This is a genomic window from Spirosoma arcticum (assembly GCF_054779955.1).
In genome coordinates this window covers 246,077-264,962 of sequence record NZ_BAAGXG010000007.1, presented here as the reverse complement: position 1 = coordinate 264,962, position 18,886 = coordinate 246,077, and the positions used below count along the sequence as shown (strand labels likewise).

The window sequence follows — 18,886 nt, the reverse complement described above, 5'->3', positions numbered from 1 at the left end:
ATACCATCAAGACCCGACTGCTACCTGTCCATGAATTCATTGTTCCGTGTTTCTATAGTATTCATCGCTTTCTGGTTATTGTCTACCGTCCTGTTTGCCCAGGACCGCCTGATTCCCGATTCGGTCATCGTTCAGGGACGCATTTGGAATCTTTCGGCCCGGCTCTACCGCGAGTCGCCAACGGTTCTGGTGAGCCGCAACAACATCCTGCAAGCCAGTCGGGAGCTGGTTCGCCCGGCTCCGCTCAACGTCGATGGTACGTTTCGAGTAGCGTTGCCGTTAGTTTACCCACTGGAAGAAATGTATTTCAACTACGGCCGCATCTCGACTGCGTTTCTGGCCGCGCCCGGTACGTTGAGCATTGATTTAGACGCTGATTCGCTGTTTACGGCGGCTGTGCCATTCCGATTCGGGGGTGTCAACGCTCAGGTAAACAGCCAGTTTGCGCGGTACAAGGATTTTGAAGCCGCTTTCCCCGATAAGCCCGACAACGCAAAGTTGTCTGAGCAGGTTGGCGACAAAAGTGCATCTGAAACGTACAGCGCTGTGGTGACTGCGTATCAAACACCCTTCCGGCGGTTTGCTGCCCGTCTGACGATTTATCCATTAGTATCGCGCTGGGTGCAGTCCATTAACCGATACAATGCGGCCGGGTTCGTGTATGATAAGGCGATGTTTGAGTCTGCCCGACTGCCCGTGTCGCTCAACGATTCGCTCCGCCCACCCAACGACCGGCTGCTGACGGCAGCCCGAACGTCATCCATGAATCAATTTGCGCGGTACGCTACCCAGCGGGCTTCCACGCTGGAGACTGCGTCGGGCGGGAGCCTGCCCGTTCAGGCGCTCTCATCGCTCTTACTGCGCTACGGTCGTAACCTGACCGAAGATGAACAAACCCGGCTGCGCGGGTACATAGATAATGACAAGACGGCGAAAGCGTCGGACCTGCGGTTTTTTCAGAATTTAGTGAAGCGCAGTAGCGACACGATTCAGCGGCTGGTGGCCTATGAAAACCTCATCCGGCGCAGTCGGGCGGAATTCGACAGCGCATCAGTTGATTACCTGACGGCCTACTGGTTAGCTAATGCATTACCGACGCTGACGCTCAACTTTGCCAAACTCCTGTACACCTACGCCCGGCCGCAGGTTACCGATCCCCAACTTGCGCAATCACTCGATGAACTGTACCGGCTGGAGGTGGGCGACAGCACCCGCGTTCGGGCAGCCGTACAGCGGCTACAGCCCGCGACGGCCAAACTGGGCAACGCCGAAATTTCGCCGGGCGTATTCGTTACCCGCGACCCGACGACCGACGGCTCCGCCCTTTTCGATCAACTGATTGCCGTCAACCGGGGTAAGGTCATCTACCTATTGCTGACGTCAGCCTCGCTGGACGATGGGCGGCAGGCGGCCCTCGACGCGCAACGGCTGCGCAGTACGTATCGAAACCGGGATTTCGCTCTTGTGTACTTACCCGTTCTGAACAACGATCCTGTGTTATGGGCGGAGTTTGCGACTAAAAATAACCTCGCGGGCGATCACCTGTTATTCACTGAACTCCAACTGATGGATGTGGCGCAACGATTACGGCCACAGGGCGAAGTCTCTGCCACGGTCATTAACCGCCTTGGTAAGATTGTTAAACGAAACGCGCCCTTGCCGGGCGCGTTCGAGGAAGTGAGGAAGGTTGTAGAGAAGAGTTTGTAAACTCACTTCGCCCACCAAAGCTTGGTTTGCATGGTGTTGGCTCCGCCCATAGCGATTAGAGCCGCTTTGAAATTGGGACCGTTCAGGTTCTCCTCCGACGACGGGTACGGTAGCCGCGTTGGAATCATGCCCGCGTTGTAGTTCTGTGCCGGGACCTTCAGTGCTGGAATGCCCGTCCGCCGGAACTCCGTCCACGCTTCGACTTCCTGCCCGAAGAGGGCCAGCCATTTTTGCTCCAGCACCTGCGTCCGTGCAGCCGTAGCGTCGGCGCTGAGTTTGTTGACGGTGAGATAATCGACGGGAAGTGTCGCGCCAAATTGCGTCATGGAGGCCCGGATACCGTCTTCGTAGGCTTTGGCTGCGTCGCCCGCTGCCGCAACGCCTTTCAGCGCGGCTTCAGCTTTGATGAAGTTTAGTTCGGCGAATGACATCAGTACGCCCGGAGCCGTAGCGGCCGTGAAATAGTCACCGATTTTAGAGGTTTTCGACAGTCCCAGATTGCCCGCATCTACGTTGCCCAGCCCGTTTGGTACGCCGACGTACTCGCCACCGCTCTCCGCTTTCTTGGCAAACACCACCAGTCGGGGGTCTTTCAATGCCTGGAGCTTATCGACCAGCGTTTTCGATACGCGGTGATCGTCGCGGGTTTTACGGTTCTCATTGACCCGGTTATTGTTGGGGGCCGACGCCAAGTAAGCTAACTGCACATTATCGGCATTTGACGCCAGCACGGGGTACTTAGCCGGGTCGCCGAGGATGCGTTCCATTTCGACTTTGGCCGTGGGCGCATCGGCTTTGCCCAGCATCCGGTTCAGCAGGCGCAGGCTAAGCGAGTTGGCAAATTTCTTCCACTTCGTCATATCGCCTTTGAACAGAATGTCGGTATCGGCGTTGACCGTTTTCGTATTAATTAGCTCACTCGCCGTTTTGAGTTCAGCCACCAGCCCCGTATACACATCCTTCTGCGCGTCGTATTTCGGGTAAATCGTGCCTTTGGTGCCTAATAGAGCCTCTGTGTACGGAATATCGCCGTACACGTCGGTCAGTTGCGAGAACACGTACGAGCGCATAATCAGCCCGATAGCCTGATAGTTTTCGTTACCCGACGTCTTGCCGAGGTCGATGATTTTCTGGTAACTGGCGTTGGCTTCGATGTACAGATTCTGCCAGGGTGTGTCCTGCACGTCGGTCGTGAAGTTAAACTGGTCGATCTCGGTGTACTGAATTCGGGCGAGGTGCTGCGACCAGAGCGGTCCCACGTCGAGGCCCAGCGAACCGCCCACCACCGAGTTCACCGTGATGCGAATGGCGTGGGGCATCAGCAGTTCGGCGGGTAAGCTGACCGGGTCATTGGGGTTCGCGTTGATTGTGTCGAAATCCTTTTCGCAGGCCGTCAGGGTGAGGAGCGAAAGAGCGAAAGATAGAAAGAGTGATTTCTTCATAGTCGATTTCATATGATTGCTGATTTTGTCGGGTGCGTTTTGTCATCCCGACGAAGGAGGGATCTCAAGTATGTCAGGTTGAGATCCCTCCTTCGTCGGGATGACAAACACTAAAAGTTAAGGCCAAGATTGAAGCCAATACTCCGGGCCGAGGGCAGGTTGCCGTTCTCAAAGCCCTGCACGTTGCCATCGCCGTAGAAGCTGGTTTCGGGGTCGATGTGCGGCACTTTAGAGTAGAGCAACGCTAAGTTCCGGCCAACAACCGAGAAGACGACGCCCCGGATTTTGGTGCGGGCCAGTAGTGAAGCCGGTAGCGCAAACGACAGCCGAGCCTCGCGCCACTTCACAAAATCGGCGTCGAACATGTAAGCTTCGTTGTTGTTGCGGTTGTAGAACGTGTGGAAATACGTCTCCGCCGAAATGTTAGTTGTGTTCGGGGCGTAGGTCGTCGTGCCATCCGCATTCACAGTAGCCACTGTCCCCTTACCGACGATGCCCGTTTCGCGCCCTTCCAGCGTTTCTTTCAACACACCTGTGTAGCGGCCGATGTTGATCGAGTGCGCAAATAGTTGCCCACCTACCCGAACGTCGAACAAGGTGCTGAGCGTGAAAGCTTTGTATGTAATCGCGTTCTGGATACCGCCCGTCCATTTCGGCATGATGTTACCAACCACCTTCCGGTCCGACGACACCACTGAAATCCCCGACTTGTCGAAGAGGTAGTTGCCCTGCGGATCGCGGGCGTAGTAAGTGCCGTAGAAATTGCCGTAGGGCGAACCCGGCCGCGCTTCCAGAATCACATTACGAAGCAGCGCCCCCGTGTTGATCTGGTAGTTGGTCAGCCCGCCGAGATCGACCACTTCCGACCGGTTGCGGGCGTAATTGACCGTTACGTCCCACCGGAATCCACTCGCCGACGACTTCACCGGTGACCCCGTCAGTTCAACTTCCCAACCCGAGTTGCGAATTTTTCCGGCGTTGATAATGCTCGTCGCGTAGCCCGAACTAACCGGGACATTGGCCCGCAGAATCTGGTTCGAGGTGGCTTTGTCGTAGTACGTCACTTCCACGTTCAGGCGGTTACCGAACAGCCGCGCTTCCACGCCCGCTTCTACGGCACGCGTAATTTCGGGCTTCAGCGCACTGTTGTAAATCAGGTTGTTTTCCGAGAACGTTGGCGTTGTTCCCCAGGGCGATTCGGACTGGTACACCTGCTGAATGGCGTAGGGATCGGTATCGTTACCCACCTGCGCCCAGCCTGCCCGAAGCTTTAAATACGGTAGCATATTCGATTGAAAACCAAGCATATCAGTCAACACCGCACTTCCCGACACCGACGGGTAGAAATAGCTCCGATTGCCCACGGGCAGCGTACTCGACCAGTCGTTGCGGGCCGTCAGGTCCAGAAATACGTAATCGCGGAACGAGAACCCTGCCGATCCGTACAGGCTGTTCACGACTTTTTGCGTGTTACGGTTATACAGGTCAGGCGTAACTGATGCATTGGAAATGTTGTACAAATTCGGGATGCGCAGTTCGGGAGCGCGAAGCAGATCACGCTGGAAGTACTCGAACCGCCGGTTGCCGCCCGCGTTAACCGTTGCCCGAAAGTCGCCGAACGCTTTGTCAGCGGTCACTAAAAAATCGGTGTTCGACTCGCGGTTGAAGACGTTGTCCTCAGAAAACTCGCCATTGGGCAGGCCAACCCCCCGCGCTCGCTTCGTTGTGCGCCGGTCAATGCCATAGTCTGTGCCGGTGCGGCCCATGATCGAGAGCCACTCCAGCGGCTTATAAATCAGTTGCACATGGCCAATGATGCGGTCTTTGTCGTTGGCGTAAGTCTGCCGATTCAGCACATAGTAGGGATTGTTCCAGTAATTGGTGTTCCAGTTCCGCTGCACAGGCCACTGACTGGGGTCGGTGCCGGATTCCTCATATTGCTTGAGGTCGTTCAAATCAATCTGCCGCCCGAACCACGTCCAGTATAGGTTCAGGTTCTGGCGGTTGTCGGAGCCGTCGCGGATGTAGTTGACCGACGCCCGCGCCGTTAGGGTTTTGGTGAGTTGATAGCCTGCGTTGAAGGCCACCGTGTTGCGCCGGTAATTGGTGTTGGGGTACATGCCTTTTTGATACAGGTTCGTGAACGACAGCCGGAAATCGGCTTTATCGCTCCCGCCCGCAATGGCGATGTTGTTGGTCGTCGTGACACCCGTTTCATGGAAGTCTTTTATGTTGTCGGGATGGGCCACCCAGGGCGTTGCCGTGCGTTTGCCGTCGGCCCCAATGGGCGAATTGTACTGCGGCAACAGCCGACCATCGAGCCGTGGTCCCCAGCTTTCATCGACGCCATCGGCCACGCCACCACCCTTGCCGTCCACGTACGAAAACAATCCCTTGGAGCCTTGTCCATATTCATTCTGGTACTCCGGCAGGCGAAACGGCCGGTCGAAGGTGACGTTGGAATTGATCGAAACGCCCAATCCTTTCTGCCCCTTACCCGACTTAGTGGTGATGAGAATGACGCCATTAGCCGCCCGTGATCCGTAAAGCGCGGCTGCGTTGGCCCCTTTCAACACCGTAATCGTCTCAATATCGTCAGGGTTAATGGCCGCTGCTCCGTTGCCATAATCGACCGTCGTGTTGTTGGTGTTCGTTGCCGAACTGCTCGGCGCGGTGTTGTTGCTGCTGTTGATAATCGGGATACCATCGACCACAAACATCGGCTGGTTGTTGGAGCCGATGGAGTTGGCCCCCCGGATCATAATCCGCGATGATGCACCCGGTTGCCCGTTAGAGTTGGTCACCTGCACCCCTGCGATCTTACCCGACAGCGCGTTGATGAGGTTCGTGGGGCGGGCCTGCGTCAGTTCGGCTCCTTTGAGTTCCTGAATGTTGTAGCCGAGCGCTTTTTTGTCCCGCGCAATACCCAACGCCGTCACGACCACCTCACCGAGTTGTGAGGCATCTTCAGTGAGTGTAATCGTTAGTTGCGTTTGTGAGCCGAGGGCTATTTCCTGGGCTACGTAGCCGATGTACGAAACAGTCAATGTAGTCGGTTCGCCGTCGCGATTGGGAGCGGCACTGAGCGCAAATGCGCCTTCTGCGTCGGTCACGGCTCCAATGGACGTTCCTTTCATGAGTATGTTGGCACCGGGAAGTCCTTTCCCGTCGGTTTTAGACAGAATCTTCCCGGTAATCTGCCGGGCGCTCTGTGCCCACCCGACCGAAGCGGCCAGTATCCAGAGCGTGATGAATAATACGTAACGCGGCACCGCAGAGCCGTGTCTGACGTGAGTAAACGTATGTTGCATGGGTCGTTCGGTTGTAGTGAACTATAAATAGAAACTGTAGTAAGTCGTTAAATATACCGAACAAATGGAGGTTGTTAGATTGATAAACAGAGTTAATGTTTTAGATTAATTAATAATTGCAAAATATAATTGGGTTAATACTATTTTATCTCTACAATTTCAATAGGCTATGATAAATGGTCAGTATATACAAAGGCCCAACCACCTTGCAGCAGTTGGGCCTTTGTATGTATTGCAAATAAATTCCCGTTCGTCGTCCAAACTTAGCGGGTGTCAGTCCGCCAGATTTTTCAGGTAAGCAATGCTTTTTGGCATCTGCTCATATCGTAGCCGTGATTGTGGTAACAGAACGTCAGGCCGTTTTCTTTCAAAATTTTGCCCACCCGGTTGAAATCCTCAACGGCTTTTTTTGCATTGTCGAGGTTGAAATTACCTTTCTGGTGCGGAATCCAGGAGACCATCACGAACGAAGCTCCCAACGCTTTTGCTTTGACAACTGCTTCTTCGGGCGCTTTCGCGATCTGTTCGTAGCCCGCTCCCGTCGAAGGAATTTTGATGCCCCGCTCGTCGCACAGTTTCCTGAATTCTTCGGGAGTCATGCCCCTCGGTGCGCCCGCTTCTATTTCAGTAATGCCCAGCGCTTTAATAGTATCTAAGGTGGCAACAACACTTTTTGGGAAGCTATTTCGGTAGGTGTAGGCCTGAACACCAAGCGGAAAGGTGTACAGCGATTTTCCTTTCTGGGCAACACTGTCGGTTACGTTGAGGGCTAGGGTCGTTGCCAGACACAACGAAATGAGGATTTTTTCATGGCTACAGGTTTTTCTTCTTCAATTCATTGACGGCGAAATCGGCGGCACGGGCGGTGAGCGCCATGTACGTCAGCGAGGGGTTTTGCGTGGCTGTGGATGTCATGCAGGCGCCATCGGTCACGAATACATTCTTGCAGTGGTGGAGTTGATTCCACTTGTTGAGCAGCGAGGTTTTCGGATCGTTCCCCATCCTGACGCCCCCCATTTCATGAATATCGGACCCCGGATTGGAATGAGTATCAACCGCTTTGATGTTGGTGAAACCGGCTACGGTGAACATCTCCGTCAGTTGTTCTAAATAATCCTTTACCATCTTATCGTCGTTCTCCGTCCATTCGGCCGAGGTAATCAGTTGCGGAATACCATACTGATCTTTCAGGTTGAGATCGAGACGCACGTGGTTGCGTTCAATGGGAATCGTTTCGCCCATCATCCACGAGCTGACGTTCCAAGGGCCTAACTCCGGGTTCAACAGCCGCTCCTTGAGTTCAAGACCCATGCCCTCGCGGTTTTGAACGGTGCCCCGGCCCCCGCCAACGCCAGCCGCGTAACCTCTTAAAAAGTCGGTCTCCTGCTTATGCAAATTCCTGAACCGGGGCAGGTAGCCGTTGCTGGGGTTCCGGCCGTCGGTCGTTTTGTCCAGAAAACCTTCGTACTGCGCCGATACCTTACCCCGGTAGTTGTGCCAGGCGACGTATTTGCCGAGCAGCCCGCTGTCGTTGCCAAGGCCGTTCGGGAAACGGCTGGAGATCGAGTTCAGTAAAATCAGGTTGCTGTTCAGAGCGGAGCCGTTCACGAAAATGATTTTGGCGTAAAACTCCAGTACCTGCTTCGTGTTGGCATCCACGACCCGAACGCCGGTCGCTTTCCCTTTCGCATCGTCGTAAATAATTGAATGCACCACCGAAAACGGGCGTAGCGTCATGTTCCCCGTTTTGGCCGCCCACGGCAGCGTCGATGCGTTGCTGCTGAAATAACCGCCTAATGGACAACCTCGTACGCAAAGTGTGCGGTGCATACATTGTGCCCGGCCCTGCTCGTAATGGATTGGTTCAGGCTTGGTAATGTGGGCGCACCGTCCCTGAATAAGCTGACGGTCCTGGTAGTTCTTGCTGAGAACCGTCTGGAAATGAGACTCTACGCAGTTCAACTCGATGGGCGGCAGAAACTCCCCGTCGGGCAGATGGGGCAACCCATCTTTATTGCCCGAAATACCCGCGAATTTCTCGACGTGGCTGTACCAGGGCGCAATGTCTTTGTAGCGAATGGGCCAGTCGACGGCGAAACCATCGCGCAGTGGACCTTCAAAATCGAAGTCGCTCAGCCGTTGCGTCTGCCGCGCCCACAGCAGTGATTTTCCGCCAACGTGATAGCCGCGCGTCCAGGTAAAGGGTTTCTCTTCAACGAACGGTTGCTCATCGGGTTTGATGGCCCAATGGAGCGTTTCCTCGCGCATGAAGGAGCGACTTTTGCCATACTCCGCTCGCACACTTAGAGGCACCTGTCCGCGATGTTCAACCTCCCAAGGGTTCAGGTTGGCGGTAGGGTAGTCTTCCCCGTGCTTCACGTCGCGGCCACGCTCCAAGACCAGCGTTTTCAGCCCTTTTCCGGTCAGTTCTTTAGCGGCCCATCCGCCACTGATCCCTGAGCCAATTACGATGGCGTCGAAGCGGTCCCGCTCCGGCGTACCGGTCGTTACGGTCATTGCCTTAACCGCATCTATTGCAAGATTTGCCATGTTAGTTGCCGATTGGTATGAACGGAATTAAGGTTTCAATTCGACGGATGCCGTTTTAACCGGAGCGGGCACACAACCATAGAAATGGCCGGGAGCCATCACGTAGTGCAGGTGCTTAGTCATCACGTATTCAGAGGTTGTGTAGCCTTGGATAGTGAGATTTTTCACTAACTGAAAGCCCTTGGTAATGGCCGGGTCGGTGGATATTTCCAGTTTTCGGAGTGTCTCCTGCCGCTGCGCTGCCGTGCCGTCGGCGAAAGGCTTGCCAAAGGTCTCGGTGCTCAGCTTTTCTACCGTTTCCAAACCAGTTTTCAGATTATCCTGCACGTCTTTTTCGTAGCAGTCTTCCACCATTTTCTGGATAAACTTATGAACGCTCAGCGTTTTTGCGCCGGGTGTGTCGGACTCCGGGATCAACGTTTCGGCAATGTCGGCCAGTAAATCTCCCTGCTGACGTGACAAGAAAGGGTACAGCACCTGCGCCGACGCCGTCGTCCATCCGTTTGCCCAGGCTGGCAATGTAAAGAGCCCCCCGGCAGCCATCGCCATGTTTTTGAGTACAACGCGTCTCTTCATCACCCTGATATTCTAATTTGTAGTTGGCTCTGTTCGCTTAATAATAAAGCGATTCTACCCTGACTACTACCTGTTTAACTCATTAGTTTATGTAGATAAACGCCAAATCGAGTTACCCTTTTCTATGACTAATTATGTACTTCCGTCACAATCCGTACTGATCGAGTAAATACACTAAGGCGGCCATCGAAGCCGCGCCGAGTTCAAGCTCACGCTGACTGACCGACTCAAAATTGTCGACTGGCGTGTGGTGGTAATCGAAATACCGCTGCGAATCGGGCTTGAAACCAAACAGCACCGTGCCCGACTGCGCCAGCGGCCCAATATCAGCCCCACCGCTGCCCGGCCCGATTTCGGTCAGGCCATACGGTGCCAGCAGTGACTTATAAGGCATGACTTTAGCCCGCTGTTCGGGCGTCCCCACGATGCCGAAGCCACGGGGCGTGAACCCGCCATTGTCCGACTCAACGGCCGCAATGTGCTTCTCGTTGCTCTTCTTAGCTACGTCAGCGTATTGAACACCCCCACGCAGACCGTTTTCCTCGTTCATGAACATCACGGCCCGAATCGTGCGCTTCGGTTTGATGCCCAGCGACTTCATAATTCGCAGCACTTCGATAGACTGAACGCAGCCCGCGCCGTCGTCATGAGCACCTTCGGCCAGGTCCCACGAATCGAGGTGGCCACCCACAACAATGATCTCGTCGGGTTTCTCGCTGCCTTTGATCTCCCCAATCACGTTGTATGATTTAGCATCGGGTAGCGTTTCGCAGTTTTGCTTAAAATAGAAGGTCAGGTTCGAATTGTCTCTTAATGCTTTGCTGAGCAGATCGGCTCCGTTGGTGCTGATGGCGGCCGTTGGAATTAGCGCCACGCCGGTGCCGTATCGCATTCCGCCCGTGTGCGGATTGTCGTCGTGTACGTTCGTCATGGAGCGCACAATGGCACCAACCGCGCCTAATTTGGCGGCCTCCGTGGCACCGTTGGCCCGCTGATCGACGGCCCCGCCGTAGGCCTCGAACGTGTTAATCTTGGTTGGGTCCATTGGCCGGTTGAAAAACACGATTTTGCCCCTCACTTTGTCTGCTCCCAGTGCCCGTAGTTCAGGGAAACTTTTTACTTCAATCAGGCCTGCTTCAACGCCCTTCGGTCCCGTCGCTACTGAACCTCCCAGCGCGGCAATCGGTACCGTCTGCTTCTGCTTGTTGGTGCGAAAATAAGCTTCTTCTTTCTCTCCCCGCACCCAATGCGGCACCATCACCTCCTGCAAAAACACCCGGTCGAATCCCTGCTGTTCCATCACCTTTTTCGCCCAGTCAACGGCTTTTTGTGCGCCCTCCGACCCGCTAAGCCGGGGGCCAACTTGCTTGGTCAGGTAACGCAGCCATTCGTAGGATTTACCATTGCCGAGCGCTTCGTTGTAGATGTTGCGAATCGCGACGGAGTCGGCGTTTTGGGCGTGGGTAACGCCGATAAGCAGCCCCAGCAGGAGAGTAAGTGTTGTTTTCATGGTCAGGTTGTATTCGTTTGGTGGCAAGATATAGAAACGCCCGGCTACTTCGCAGCAACCGGGCGTTTCTATACATCATCATTCTAAAAAAACTACATATTAATGGCCCGGTTGTCCGTTGCGGCCAGACAGGCTTCTTTGAACGCTTCGGTATACGTCGGGTGAGCGTGCGACATGCGGCTGATGTCTTCAGCCGACGCCCGGAATTCCATTGCTACCACGGCTTCGGCAATCATGTCGGCCGCGCGGGGGCCGATGATGTGAACACCCAAAATCTCGTCGGTATCCTTGTGGGCCAGCACTTTAGCCAGTCCATCGATGTCCATACTCGCCCGCGCCCGGCCCAGCGCTTTGAACGGAAATGAGCCGGTTTTGTACGGAATGCCTTCCGCTTTTACTTCTTCTTCGGTGTAGCCAACGGCCGCTACTTCGGGCCAGGTGTAGACCACGTTCGGAATCAGGCGGTAATGAATGTGCGGCTTCTGACCGGCAATGGTTTCGGCGATGAACGTACCTTCTTCCTCGGCTTTATGCGCCAGCATAGCCCCGCGAATTACGTCGCCGAGAGCGTAGATGTGCGGTACGCTCGTGCGCAGGTTGCTGTCGACTTCGATCTTTCCTTTGGGATCGGCCTGCAAACCGGCCGCTTCGAGGTTCAGACCGTCGGTATACGGCTTGCGACCAACTGAGACCAGGCAATAGTCGCCATTTAGAGTGATCTGTTTCCCGTCGGGCGTGTCGATGCTTACTTCAACCTCCTCGCCCTTGTTTTCGACCTTTGTGACTTTGTGGTTGAAATAGAAATCCGCGCCGAGTTTTTTAATAGCTTTCTGAAGTTCCTTGCCCATCGTTTTGTCCATCGTTGGAATCATCGAATCGGCAAACTCGATAAATGATACTTTACCACCGAGCCGCGCAAACACGGAGCCGAGTTCCGCCCCGATGACGCCCGCGCCAATGACGATCATGTGCTTCGGCACCTGCTCCAGTGTTAAAGCCTCGGTGGAGGTGAGGACGCGCTTTTTGTCGAGCGGCATCGACGGGAACGACATCGGTTTTGAGCCGGTTGCGATCACGATGTTTTTGCCTTTAATGGTCTCCTCACTGCCATCAGCTTTGGCGATTTTGATCGTATTCGCATCCACAAACGAGCCAAGCCCGTAGAACGTGTCAATCTTGTTTTTCTTCATCAGGAACGCCACGCCCTTCGTCGTTTGATCGACAACCTCCTGCTTCCGGTGAATCATCTGCGGCATGTCGACCTGCAAATCGGCCAGCTTAATGCCATGCTCGGCGAAGGTATGGGCCGCGTTGTAAAAATGCTCCGACGAGTCGAGCAGTGCTTTCGACGGAATGCAGCCGACGTTCAGGCACGTACCGCCCAGCGTCGGGTATTTCTCGATAATGGCCGTTTTCAATCCGAGTTGAGCGCACCGAATCGCACCCGTATAGCCGCCCGGTCCTGAACCAATAATAATAACGTCGTATTCCATGTTTGCAGTTTTGTAGGGGTTTGTGGTTTGAGCGTTCGTGGTTGGCTGACGCCGATGCGGTAAGCAATCAATAACACGCCAGCCAACCACGAACGCTCAAACTACAAACCAACCGTTCAGTTAAAAAGCATTGTAACTGCAAATTTGGTTCAGAATTCGATTGCCCAAACCGATTTCCGAAAAATCGTGTTGGTGGTTCCGTATGGCTCTGTTTATTGGGGACCAATTCGTTTCAGTGTATGCGTGTTGCTTATTTAGGTTGTCTTTTAATTGCGCTGATTGTCAGCAGTTGCCAGAACTCCGCCCCGCCAAATCAGCCCAACGTGTATTATGACGTGGCGGGCTACGTGAAACGCCAGATTGCCGACCTTTCAGCCCGCAAACCACTGGTCAGCAAAACGGTATTGATCAATGAAAAGACGAGTCGGCAGGACATCCGCGACGTGAACTGGAGCCGCGAACTGGAACTCTTCAGCCAGGCTGACATTAACAAACCGGCCCTCCGAACGAGCTACCGGATCACCCGACCTGACTCGCTGACGTATCAATATACGCTGAAAAAATCGGAAGAGAAACTAACGGTACGGTCGCTACGGGTGCAATTAGACTCAGCGACGCGTCAGCCGCGCCGGATCGAGGCTGTGCTGCAAACGGCCAACGCGTTGTATTCTTCAGAGCGGCATCTATCAATGGAAAGTGGTTCGGCGGGACCTAACGGCTGGCAGGTGCGGCACTACAAACTGTCGGGTTTTCAGAAACTGCCGTATTTTGATAAGAATGCCTTTGCGGTGGAGGGAAGGGTGAAGTGAGTTGAAACTTTGCCAAAGTTGACGTAATTCCTAACGTAACCTACTTCGTTGTAATCGCCATCATTCCCTGCGGATGGTTGATGTCAACGTGGCCAATACTATTGGGAGAAAGAGCACTCACTTGCTCTTCGGTGGCTTTCTTGCCGTCGATGGTAAAATGCTTTGCGCCCCCAAACGCTGTTTTATCACCGTCTTCATTCTCTAACTGAAATCGAATCGGCAAATTATACCGCACATTTACCTCTTTGCCGCCGTGTTTTGCGGGATTCCAGCGGGGCATCTGGTTCATCACCCGAACGGCTTCTTCGTCGGCTCCAAAGCCGATACCTTTTAAAATTTTCACGTCGGTGATGTCCCCTTCTTTAGTTAAAACAAAGTTTACGAAGACGGGGCCTTCAGCTTTTGCCTTCTCAGCAGCAATGGGGTACTTCAGATTCTGACCGAGAAACTCGCCCAATTTCTTCATGCCGCCCGGAAAGGTTGGAGATTCTTCCACAGCGTCGAAAATCTTACCTTCTACTTTGACGGGCTTAACGGCAGTTCGTGCTTTGGCAAGACCGGCTTCACTTTGGGGCTGATCACGGTCGGGCTGGGTACAGAGCGTGAGCAGTCCGGCGAGGGGCAGGACGAGGGCGTAACTGAGCAGCGCCCGGCGATGGGTTTGTGGTTTTTGTAACATAACGATTCGTTGTTTTAGGGTTGACACGGAAACAAAAGGCGTTGTGAGCACGGCCGACGGCACATTGAGCGCGTAGGCAACCAACTGCTGGGCGTAGTCGGGGCGGGGCGCGGTTTGGGCTACGGCTTCGTCGGCCAGAAACTCGTGGACTTCCTGTAAACTGCGTTTGTACAGCAGCAGCATCGGATTGAACCAGAAAGCAGCCCGCACGATCTCGATAAACAGAATATCGGCAGTGTGACGCTGGTGAATATGCGCTTCCTCGTGACGAAGCAGCGCGTCGGGTTCGGTCTGGGCGTCGGTCTGGTTGAGTACCAGATACCGCCCAAACGAGAACGACGGTACGCAATCGTTGGAAAGACGTACGAGCGTGTATTCCCGGCCGCGCTCGACTGAACCACTTCTAATGAGCCGAAATACCGCCCGCCCGTTCAGGCTCAGGCGCACGAGCATTACCGCGACGCCAAGACCGTAAATCAGCCAAAACCACTGATCTGTCGTCAAGCCGTTTGTTTGTGCGGCTGTGTTCGCACCAACCACGAACGTTGGCAGCGTGACTGTACCCCCCGTGGTCTGTGAGGACATTGACCACTCATTCGGCAGGCTTACCAGTGGCAACATAACCGAAAGCCCAACCGACAACAGCAAATACATTCGATTCAGACCGAAGAACGTATTTCGGCGCAGGAGCAGCCAATAGCAGCCGTAAAATAGCAGTAGGTACAGGCTGGCGTTGAGAAAGTAAGGGAGGGTGTTCATGGCTTCTTCGTGGTTATGATGACGACGCCGTTTTCGCCTTTTTTGCCGTAAGCTCTTGCGGGAGTATCACTGAGAACGTTAATACTCCGGATGGTTTTCGGATCCAAATTCTTTAGACTATCACTTGTTCCCTCCTTGCCATCAATGATGTACAATCGCTCTTCGCTCAATGGCCCAAGCGGACCAGAACCGCGAATGTGATAAGAATTGCCTTTCTTATAGATTGAATCACCCGAAAAATAGGCTGTTCGAGCGTCGGCAGTTTGTCGAGAACGTGTACCTCGCATCATTGAATCAGCAGTCGAATAAGCCTTTGGATTTACGTCGTTGTAGAGCGCGAAACGAGCGTTCGGATGGTTATCAACGATAGCATTGAACGTTTTGGATGAAGGTGGTGTAACTTGCCCTGTGCGTTTATCTTCTCCCTTATCTATTGCAAACTGAATTGGTAAATTATACTGCACCGCTATCGGCTTTCCGTTCTGTATGCCGGGCTTCCATTTTGGCATTTGACTAACTACTCGCACGGCTTCTTCGTCGCAGCCCCTACCAATACCTTTCAGTACCCGCAGATCCTGGATTTGCCCCGTCCTGGTTACGACGAACTGCACAAACACCCGGCCCTGCACCCGTGCTTGTCGAGCTTCGGCTGGATAGCGCAGGTTTTTGGCTACGTACTGCATGAGTCCCGGAATACCCCCCGGAAATGTTGGCTGCTGTTCTACCACAGTAAACACTTGTCCGTTAATCGTTTGGGGGTCTTGTCCAATTGACGTAGGCATTTTTGGATTGGGCTTAACCGACTTATAATCAGCCGTTGCCCCCATTGCAGGCAAGGTGTCCTGAGATAGCCGGAGCGTAATCGTTAAAACCGTGCTGCTCGTTATTTTACGGGTGATTGATTCAAATCCTAATCGACTGAACATCAATGTTGCCGGGCTTTGTAAGTTGCCAAGTTGAAAGTGTCCTTTCGAGTCGGTTTGAATTAGGCGTTTTCCGTCCATAACCGATGTTCCGGGTAATGGCTCACCGGCAACATTCACAACTTTTCCCGATACGGTAATTGTTTCATCCCTCGCCTGCGTCACGACAGCCGCGATCTCTTCCCGTGCCGTGGTCATGGCCAGTAGGCTGAAGGCCAGCGGCAACACCAGCGCGTACTTGCCCAATGCCCAGCGGTTGGTGGCCCGCTGATGCAGCATCAGAATTCGCTGTTTGAGTAACGAGGAGTTAAAGAAACCATTCGTCAATACGTCGGGTCGGACGCCGAAGGTGTAGTCCACCAAAAAATGAGCGTAGTCCGGCTGACTGCTGGCCTGGTTATCGGCTAGGAACTCATGTACGTGCCGCAACGCCCGCTCCACGAAGGCCAGCGTAATAATCGGCCAGAATAACGCCCGTAAGGTAGCGAGTCCTAACACGTCGGCGCTGTGATGTTGACGGACGTGAACCAGCTCGTGTTGTAGAATCAACTCGTTACCTACGTCGGCTGGGTTCAGCACGACGTACCGGAAAAATGAGAACGTCGGCGTCGTTTGGTTGCGTGGCAGTACCAGTATGTAGCCATCGCGCGGTTGCCGGTTTGATTGCTGGATCAACCGGAGTACCCTGCCCGACTGGATTGCCAGCCGTAGGAGTAAACCGAGCGCAATCAGCCCGTAGGCACAGATGCCAAGCAGCATCCAGTCGGGTCTGGTCGGTTCAACTGGTGCGGTGGCGATAACAGAAACGGGCAGCGCAATCACACCCACCGGAACGGCGAACGTTTCGGCTGTTTGCGCAGGTAAACTCACCAGCGGCAAGGCCAGCGACAGCACCGCCGAGAGCAGTAAATAGACCCGATTTACGGTCAGAAACGTGTGTCGGCGCAGAAACAGCCAGTAGCAGCCCGCGAACAGCAGACCGTAGAGGTTGGCTTTCAGGAAATAGTCGAGGGCGCTCATTGGTCTTTCTTTTTGTTAAGCAGGTTAATGATTTCGTCGGCTTCCGACAGACTGATGTTCTTTTCGTTGACGAAAAACGACACCAACTTCTTGAGCGAATTATCAAAGTAGTTGCTCATCAGTTGCTCGGTCTGGAAACGGCGGTACTCTTCCTCCGTGATCAACGGGTAGTATTCGTGCGTTTTTCCATACGCCGTGTAGCCGACCAAACCTTTCTTTTCCAGAATGCGGATAATGGTCGAGACGGTGTTGTAAGCAGGTTTGGCCGGTGCGTCCAGTTCAGCTTCGGCGTCACCCCGATCCGAACCGGGCAGTTCGGCAAGTACATCTTTGACAAAGCCTTTTTTTAGTTGCCAGAGCACCCGCATAATCTCTTCTTCAGCTTTAGTCAGTTCACGAATGGGCATGGTTTCGGTGGTGATTGAGTTTGATAAACGAAAGGTATGACTAATAGTTTAGTTTTGCAACTAATAAATTAGTTAAATTATTGAAAAAAATAATGTGGTCTGTAAACGGAACCTGCGTTACTTCGCTTCTTCACCCAACAAACGCAGCTATGACGCCCACACAACCGATTAAAGCACTTTTCCTGGACATCGGTGGAGTGTTGCTCACCAACGGCTGGGACCGGCAGGCCCGGCGACGGGCGGCCGAGCTGTTCAATCTCGATTATGAGCAACTCAACGAGCGCCATCACCTCACGTTTGATACCTACGAGTCCGGCAAGCTGAGTTTGGACGACTACCTGAAGCGGATTGTTTTCTACGAGAAACGGTCGTTTTCACCGCTGGAATTTACGCGGTTCATTATGGAGCAGTCGCAGCCATACCCCGACATGATTGCGCTGGTGAGCCAGTTGAAGCAAACGTACGGGCTGAAATTAGTGGCCGTCAACAACGAAGCGCGGGAGATCAACGCGTACCGGATCCGGCAGTTTGGGCTTGATTCGTTCATCGACGCGTTCGTGTCGTCCTGCTACGTACACCTGCGCAAACCAGACGTTGATATTTTTCGATTGGCGCTGGACGTGGCGCAGGTCGAGCCGGAGCAGGTCGTGTACGTCGATGACCGGGCAATGTTCGTGCAGGTGGCCCGAACGCTGGGGATGCACTGCCTGCACCACACGACTTACGAGACGACCGTAGCGGCATTCAAAGCGCTGGGGCTGGATGTAGTTGGGGCGGGGTAAGAAACTAAACCTAACCACTACCACATATCCCTTAAATTCAGCCAGTACAGGCCTGCGAAGAGCATACTGAAAAATACGCCGAACGACGTGTTGAGTGCCCCAAAGCCAACCAACACCACGGGCAACACTAACCCGATGGCTACTCCGGCGACGTAAATCCAGAAACCCACCCGGCGCAACCGGAACATCAGCAGGGCACCCGCGAGTGTGAGCAGCGCGTACGGAAACTGCGCAATAGCCAGCAATCGAATGCGGTCGGGGTCGGTGGGGGCACTCTCGTCGCCCGCCGACCGGTCTTCAAAATATTGTTTCGGAATCTGTTTCTGCTGTTCGGGCGTGTACGTTCGCTCAATGCGGGGCGTGTTGGATGCGGCATCGGTTTGCACCAGCGTCATGAGGGCGTCGAACAGACTCAGAGCGCAACCGATGAAGGTCAGCACACAGAGCAGGGTCAGAAACTGCGAACGGACCGGTACGCCGGACCGGTCATTACGGGGCGTAGTCGGTTGGTTGTCATCAAGCGCATCGGGATTTGGTTCCATATCCATAAAAACCTTATTCGGGCAACAGAGTTTCTCCTTTCACAACGAAATCTACTTTATATGACGCTTCAGGAACTGACCGACCAGATTCGGACCAAAGCTACCCACGCCGACAGCCTCGACGCTACGGCCAAAATCGTGACCGATCAGGGTGTTGTGTACATCGACGCTAAGCAGTCGCCCGCCGTGGTGTCCAACGACGATAAACCCGCCGATTGCGACCTGCACGTCAACATGGACGATCTCGTCCGGATGGGCACCGGTGACCTCAACCCGATGATGGCGTTTATGTCGGGCAAACTCAAAGTGAAAGGTGATATGGGCATTGCCATGAAAATGGGTAAAGTGATGGCTTAAGTGAATGAGTGAAGAGCGA

The 18,886-nt window shown here is 54.0% G+C and carries 15 protein-coding genes; 4 read left to right on the top strand and 11 right to left on the bottom strand.

The annotated features are described in order from the left end of the window. The first annotated feature begins 30 nt into the window (after window positions 1-30). Complete coding sequence (locus tag ACYVHB_RS17845; RefSeq protein WP_461053129.1) at window positions 31-1,707, top strand: hypothetical protein; 1,677 nt, start codon at window positions 31-33, stop codon at window positions 1,705-1,707. A gap of 2 nt (window positions 1,708-1,709) precedes the next feature. Here the strand turns inward: ACYVHB_RS17845 and ACYVHB_RS17840 are convergent, their stop codons facing one another. The 7 genes from ACYVHB_RS17840 to lpdA all read right to left on the bottom strand — a co-directional run bounded on the left by ACYVHB_RS17840 (window position 1,710) and on the right by lpdA (window position 12,589). Next, window positions 1,710-3,149, bottom strand: a complete 1,440-nt coding sequence (locus ACYVHB_RS17840; protein WP_461053128.1) for a SusD/RagB family nutrient-binding outer membrane lipoprotein — start codon at window positions 3,147-3,149, stop codon at window positions 1,710-1,712. A 110-nt stretch (window positions 3,150-3,259) separates the two neighbouring features. After that, complete coding sequence (locus ACYVHB_RS17835; RefSeq protein WP_461053127.1) at window positions 3,260-6,460, bottom strand: SusC/RagA family TonB-linked outer membrane protein; 3,201 nt, start codon at window positions 6,458-6,460, stop codon at window positions 3,260-3,262. A gap of 290 nt (window positions 6,461-6,750) precedes the next feature. Beyond that, window positions 6,751-7,251 carry a sugar phosphate isomerase/epimerase family protein gene (locus ACYVHB_RS17830; RefSeq protein ID WP_461053126.1) on the bottom strand — a complete coding sequence of 167 codons (501 nt, stop codon included), beginning with the start codon at window positions 7,249-7,251 and terminating at the stop codon, window positions 6,751-6,753. Window positions 7,252-7,273: 22 nt separating this feature from the next. Further along, entirely contained in the window at window positions 7,274-9,010 is a 1,737-nt protein-coding gene (locus ACYVHB_RS17825; protein ID WP_461053125.1) for a GMC oxidoreductase, read from the bottom strand. 27 nt (window positions 9,011-9,037) lie between these two features. After that, window positions 9,038-9,586: a gluconate 2-dehydrogenase subunit 3 family protein gene (locus tag ACYVHB_RS17820; RefSeq protein WP_461053124.1), complete on the bottom strand. Its 549-nt coding sequence runs from the start codon at window positions 9,584-9,586 to the stop codon at window positions 9,038-9,040. A gap of 145 nt (window positions 9,587-9,731) precedes the next feature. Continuing rightward, window positions 9,732-11,096, bottom strand: a complete 1,365-nt coding sequence (locus tag ACYVHB_RS17815; RefSeq protein WP_461053123.1) for a M28 family peptidase — start codon at window positions 11,094-11,096, stop codon at window positions 9,732-9,734. A 92-nt stretch (window positions 11,097-11,188) separates the two neighbouring features. After that, window positions 11,189-12,589: a dihydrolipoyl dehydrogenase gene (lpdA, locus tag ACYVHB_RS17810; protein ID WP_461053122.1), complete on the bottom strand. Its 1,401-nt coding sequence runs from the start codon at window positions 12,587-12,589 to the stop codon at window positions 11,189-11,191. 239 nt (window positions 12,590-12,828) lie between these two features. Between lpdA and ACYVHB_RS17805 the strand changes: the two genes are divergently transcribed. Then, window positions 12,829-13,398 carry a hypothetical protein gene (locus ACYVHB_RS17805; RefSeq protein WP_461053121.1) on the top strand — a complete coding sequence of 190 codons (570 nt, stop codon included), beginning with the start codon at window positions 12,829-12,831 and terminating at the stop codon, window positions 13,396-13,398. 40 nt (window positions 13,399-13,438) lie between these two features. Here the strand turns inward: ACYVHB_RS17805 and ACYVHB_RS17800 are convergent, their stop codons facing one another. The 3 genes from ACYVHB_RS17800 to ACYVHB_RS17790 are packed head-to-tail and all read right to left on the bottom strand — an operon-like array spanning window position 13,439 to window position 17,186. Next, window positions 13,439-14,836 carry a M56 family metallopeptidase gene (locus ACYVHB_RS17800; protein WP_461053120.1) on the bottom strand — a complete coding sequence of 466 codons (1,398 nt, stop codon included), beginning with the start codon at window positions 14,834-14,836 and terminating at the stop codon, window positions 13,439-13,441. Continuing rightward, entirely contained in the window at window positions 14,833-16,779 is a 1,947-nt protein-coding gene (locus tag ACYVHB_RS17795) for a TonB family protein (protein WP_461053119.1), read from the bottom strand. Before ACYVHB_RS17795 ends, ACYVHB_RS17800 begins: the two co-directional genes overlap by 4 nt. Then, the gene (locus ACYVHB_RS17790) at window positions 16,776-17,186 is read right to left on the bottom strand and encodes a BlaI/MecI/CopY family transcriptional regulator (RefSeq protein ID WP_461053118.1); all 411 of its coding nucleotides are present in this window, start codon (window positions 17,184-17,186) and stop codon (window positions 16,776-16,778) included. Before ACYVHB_RS17790 ends, ACYVHB_RS17795 begins: the two co-directional genes overlap by 4 nt. Before the next feature lie 149 nt (window positions 17,187-17,335). On the opposite strand from ACYVHB_RS17790, the gene ACYVHB_RS17785 reads away from it, so the two are divergent. Beyond that, on the top strand, window positions 17,336-17,968 hold the full coding sequence (locus ACYVHB_RS17785) for an HAD family hydrolase (RefSeq protein ID WP_461053117.1): 633 nt from the start codon (window positions 17,336-17,338) through the stop codon (window positions 17,966-17,968). Window positions 17,969-17,985: 17 nt separating this feature from the next. On the opposite strand, the gene ACYVHB_RS17780 is transcribed toward ACYVHB_RS17785, so the two are convergent. Further along, complete coding sequence (locus tag ACYVHB_RS17780; protein ID WP_461053116.1) at window positions 17,986-18,510, bottom strand: hypothetical protein; 525 nt, start codon at window positions 18,508-18,510, stop codon at window positions 17,986-17,988. Window positions 18,511-18,570: 60 nt separating this feature from the next. Here ACYVHB_RS17780 and ACYVHB_RS17775 point away from each other — a divergent pair, with 60 nt between their 5' ends. After that, window positions 18,571-18,867, top strand: a complete 297-nt coding sequence (locus ACYVHB_RS17775) for an SCP2 sterol-binding domain-containing protein (RefSeq protein ID WP_461053115.1) — start codon at window positions 18,571-18,573, stop codon at window positions 18,865-18,867. Window positions 18,868-18,886 lie beyond the last annotated feature (19 nt).

Excerpts from the sequence above, each read along its gene's own strand:
- ACYVHB_RS17845 (WP_461053129.1), top strand. The coding sequence starts at position 31 with ATGAATTCATTGTTCCGTGTTTCTATAGTATTCATCGCTTTCTGGTTA.
- ACYVHB_RS17840 (WP_461053128.1), bottom strand. The coding sequence starts at position 3,149 with ATGAAGAAATCACTCTTTCTATCTTTCGCTCTTTCGCTCCTCACCCTG.
- ACYVHB_RS17835 (WP_461053127.1), bottom strand. The coding sequence starts at position 6,460 with ATGCAACATACGTTTACTCACGTCAGACACGGCTCTGCGGTGCCGCGT.
- ACYVHB_RS17825 (WP_461053125.1), bottom strand. The coding sequence starts at position 9,010 with ATGGCAAATCTTGCAATAGATGCGGTTAAGGCAATGACCGTAACGACC.
- ACYVHB_RS17820 (WP_461053124.1), bottom strand. The coding sequence starts at position 9,586 with ATGAAGAGACGCGTTGTACTCAAAAACATGGCGATGGCTGCCGGGGGG.
- ACYVHB_RS17815 (WP_461053123.1), bottom strand. The coding sequence starts at position 11,096 with ATGAAAACAACACTTACTCTCCTGCTGGGGCTGCTTATCGGCGTTACC.
- lpdA (WP_461053122.1), bottom strand. The coding sequence starts at position 12,589 with ATGGAATACGACGTTATTATTATTGGTTCAGGACCGGGCGGCTATACG.
- ACYVHB_RS17805 (WP_461053121.1), top strand. The coding sequence starts at position 12,829 with ATGCGTGTTGCTTATTTAGGTTGTCTTTTAATTGCGCTGATTGTCAGC.
- ACYVHB_RS17800 (WP_461053120.1), bottom strand. The coding sequence starts at position 14,836 with ATGAACACCCTCCCTTACTTTCTCAACGCCAGCCTGTACCTACTGCTA.
- ACYVHB_RS17795 (WP_461053119.1), bottom strand. The coding sequence starts at position 16,779 with ATGAGCGCCCTCGACTATTTCCTGAAAGCCAACCTCTACGGTCTGCTG.
- ACYVHB_RS17790 (WP_461053118.1), bottom strand. The coding sequence starts at position 17,186 with ATGCCCATTCGTGAACTGACTAAAGCTGAAGAAGAGATTATGCGGGTG.
- ACYVHB_RS17785 (WP_461053117.1), top strand. The coding sequence starts at position 17,336 with ATGACGCCCACACAACCGATTAAAGCACTTTTCCTGGACATCGGTGGA.
- ACYVHB_RS17780 (WP_461053116.1), bottom strand. The coding sequence starts at position 18,510 with ATGGAACCAAATCCCGATGCGCTTGATGACAACCAACCGACTACGCCC.
- ACYVHB_RS17775 (WP_461053115.1), top strand. The coding sequence starts at position 18,571 with ATGACGCTTCAGGAACTGACCGACCAGATTCGGACCAAAGCTACCCAC.